2 protein-coding genes are annotated in these 2052 nt (G+C 55.5%); one reads left to right on the top strand and one right to left on the bottom strand.

What is annotated here, in order from left to right; translation table 11 throughout:
• A partial coding sequence (locus tag AS26_RS13450; protein ID WP_062310621.1) for an ABC transporter ATP-binding protein occupies positions 1 to 935 on the top strand: 935 nt, incomplete at its 5' end.
• A 75-nt stretch (positions 936 to 1010) separates the two neighbouring features.
• On the opposite strand, the gene AS26_RS13445 is transcribed toward AS26_RS13450, so the two are convergent.
• Positions 1011 to 1715, bottom strand: a complete 705-nt coding sequence (locus AS26_RS13445) for a hypothetical protein (protein WP_157068516.1) — start codon at positions 1713 to 1715, stop codon at positions 1011 to 1013.
• Positions 1716 to 2052: the final 337 nt, after the last annotated feature.

Raw genomic sequence — 2052 nt, 5'->3', positions numbered from 1 at the left:
CGCTTCTCGGCGCCATCGCGGGGTTTTATCCGATTCAATCGGGGGCCATCTGGATTGGCGAGGAGATGGTGGCGTCGCCCACGTTTTCGCTTCCGCCGGAGAAGCGGCGCATTGGCGTGGTGTTCCAGTCGCACGCACTCTGGCCGCAGTGGATGGTTGTGGACAACGTCGCGTATCCCCTGCGCAGGAGAGGCATGGCGCGGCTTTCGGCGAGGCGGGAGGCGGAATCGGTGCTCGCCGCGGTGGGCATGGACGCGTACGCCGCGCGCTACCCGTCCGAACTCTCGGGCGGCCAGCGCCAGCGAGTGGGGCTCGCGCGGGCACTTGCGGCGCGCCCTGACCTGTACCTGTTCGATGAGCCCACCGCGAGCCTGGATCCGGCCAACCGCGACGCATTCGCGCAAGAGGTGCGCGAGCGCATCCGGCAGACGGGAGCGGCCGCGCTCTACGTCAGCCACCAGGCGGACGAGGCGCTGTCTCTGCCGCACCACGTGGCCGTGATGATGAACGGGGAGATCCTGCAGGTGGGAACGCCGGTGGAGGTGTACGAGTGCCCGCGCACGGCCGAGATCGCCAGGCTTCTGGGGCCGGCCGCGTGCGTGACGGGCGTGGTGCGCGAAGTGGACGCAAGCGGGCTCGCGCAGGTGCAGATTGCGGACAGCGAGCAGACTGTACGGCTGACCTCCGCTCCCCGCTCGGCCCATCTCGGCCGTAGGCCTCTCATGATGCGGCCGGAGTGGTGCGAACTCACCGCCGACGATGGTTCGGCCCTGCCCTGTCGCGTGGCGCGCGTGCAGTACGTGGGACATCGGACGCTGTACGAACTCGAGTCCCTCGCCGGGAGGGTCCTCGCGAGCCACGCCGGCCCGCCGCAATCCGCGGAAGGCGAGCGCGTGGGATGGAGGGTGCGGCGCGCCTACGTGTTGGAAGGGTGAGGCGCAGGGCAGCGGGCCCTGCGCTTGCACTGGATGGATGTGAAGCGCCAAAGCGATCTCGAACGGTTACGCATTTCATTGCACCTTTCGTCGCAGAACACGTACGTCACGTTTACTGAATCCAACTATTTCTGAGATTAGTCTAATTTCCTTCCTTATTTCTTCATCCGTTATGTTTGTGTCCACATACAGCCCTGCGTGTAATTGTTGGGGAGCCGACAGCTCTGCCTTATGAAAGGAAACATACTGGAGGTCCTTCGTTCTAACAAGGTGTTGCAATAGGCCGTAATTCCTCGTAGACAGGTCTCTCCAAAAAGCTACCCACACATCAATCCAATTTGAAACGTTAATCTCCTTATTCAATATCACGAGTGTGTTGGGCTTTGCCTCGAGTCTCGCATCTGTCCAAAGCAATTCATCATAATTTGCCGCAGTTCGTTGGGTACTGTTGTTATCTTGCTGTTGGTTTAATATAAATTCGACATCAAATTCATTAGTTGACATATTTGGTATACATATCTGTTTCATAGTCATATCAATGTCCATTGCAAGCTTCATTAACCTGGCTGCATCGTCCCACCTGCGCTCCTTTATAGCTGCAGCGATATCATCACCTAATTTGTCTATGGCGGAATTGAGCGCCTCGTACATCATAGTTAATGCTTGGTCTACCTCATTTACTCTATGGGGAAAGATCGACAGGGCATCCTTCAACCTTGTTGTGTATACTGCGAAGCTACACATATCTTTACCTCCGCTCGATACGTCCAACCGCACCATTCAACGTTATCCTGCGATCTCGCCGACTTTTAACTACGCAGAACGATACGAAAATCTTCTATTTTATATCCAAATTTATTCAGCAAACTAGATATATTCTTTCTTATGGTCTCAACGGAAAGTTGCGTCTCGACATAAATACCGTTTCGTATGGACTTGGGTTTGTTTAATGTTCTTGGAGACCGAGAAAAATATCTTATAAATTCAGGTGTGACTATGATGTCGTTGAACATTGTGACGTGCTTCTGCTGCAATTGTCTACAGAATTCTAGCCAAAGATCGGACCAAGTCGCTACTCGGAACACCTTGTCGGCAAATACCACTTTCTCCGGGCGTC

The sequence above is a fragment of the Alicyclobacillus sendaiensis NBRC 100866 genome (assembly GCF_001552675.1).
GTDB lineage: Bacteria > Bacillota > Bacilli > Alicyclobacillales > Alicyclobacillaceae > Alicyclobacillus > Alicyclobacillus sendaiensis.
The sequence above is the reverse complement of the archived record's forward strand: the minus strand, read 5'-3'. Positions and strand labels throughout refer to the sequence as shown.

Excerpts from the sequence above, each read along its gene's own strand:
- AS26_RS13445 (WP_157068516.1), bottom strand. The coding sequence starts at position 1,715 with ATGGTGCGGTTGGACGTATCGAGCGGAGGTAAAGATATGTGTAGCTTC.